Source organism: Amycolatopsis sp. NPDC003676, from assembly GCF_053587275.1.
The window spans coordinates 1-1,160 of sequence record NZ_JBSFNS010000371.1; the positions used below are offsets into that span (position 1 = coordinate 1).

At 72.8% G+C, this 1,160-nt stretch carries 1 protein-coding gene; it reads left to right on the top strand.

The genetic code is table 11. The features are described 5' to 3' along the window. Window positions 1-182: 182 nt before the first annotated feature. On the top strand, window positions 183-1,160 hold a 978-nt coding region (locus ACWDNU_RS46505), incomplete at its 3' end, for a transcriptional regulator (protein ID WP_449673530.1).

The window sequence follows — 1,160 nt, forward strand, 5'->3', positions numbered from 1 at the left end:
CCATCCCTCACGCCCCCAGCAGCGCCTGGCCGCACACGCGGACCAGGTTTCCGTTGACCGCGGCCGACGCCGGATTGGCATACCAGGCACTGACACTCTCGGCGCAGCGCGCTGCGCTGGAACGAGAGTGGGAGCAGTGGGTGCCCGCGGGCGGGTCCGCGCCGGGAACGGGGAGTTCGGCGGTGCGGACAGAGGTCGCGCAGTCGTGGTTGCGGTCGCTGCGGACGGTGGATCCGGGGCGCGACTGCGCGCCGGAGAGCGAGCTCGACGACATCGGGCCGCGGTGGGCGGAGTCGCCGCTGCGGGGGCCGGTCACCGAGCTGAGCGAGCAACTGCGCGGCGCCGCCGAGGCCGGATTCGTGGCCGCGGTCACCGACGCCTCGGGCACCATCCTGTGGACCGACGGCGGACCGGTCATGCGCAGACGGGCCGAGCAGGTCAACTTCGCGCCGGGCGGGCGCTGGGACGAGGCGCACATGGGCACCAACGCCCTCTCGCTCGCGCTGCGCACCGATCAGCCGCACACCGTGTTCTCCGCCGAACATCTGGTCGCCGCCCTGCACGGCTGGGTCTGCTACTGCGCGCCGATCCGGGCCGCCGACGGCACCCTGCTCGGCGTGCTCGACCTGTCGACCACCTGGAAGCGCTCGCACCCGCTGGCCATGGCGACCGTGCGCACCATGACCAGCGCCATCGAGTCGAAACTGCACGCCGCCACGCCCGCGCCCGCCGGAATGCGGCTGACCTGCCTCGGCACCGGCCGGCTGCTGCGCGATGGCACCCCGATCCGGCTGCGCCCGCGTCAGCTCGAGATCCTCACCCTGCTCGCCCTCGACGACGACGGCTACAGCCACGAACGCCTGCACTACGCCGTCTACGGCGATCGCGCGGTCGGGGCGAGCACCCTGAAATCGGAGATGTCCTACCTGCGCCGCGCCACCGGCGGCGACATCACCAGCCGCGTCTACCGCTTCACCACGGCCCTGTCCTGCGACGCCGTCGATGTCGCGCGCGCGCTGGAATCCGGCGACCTCGACACCGCCGTCCGGCTGTATCACGGTCCGCTGCTACCGGATTCGGACACCCCGGGCATCAGCGAATGGCGCGACTACCTCGCGGTCGCCATGCGCAACGCCGTGCTGGCCAGCCCGGACGCCGAC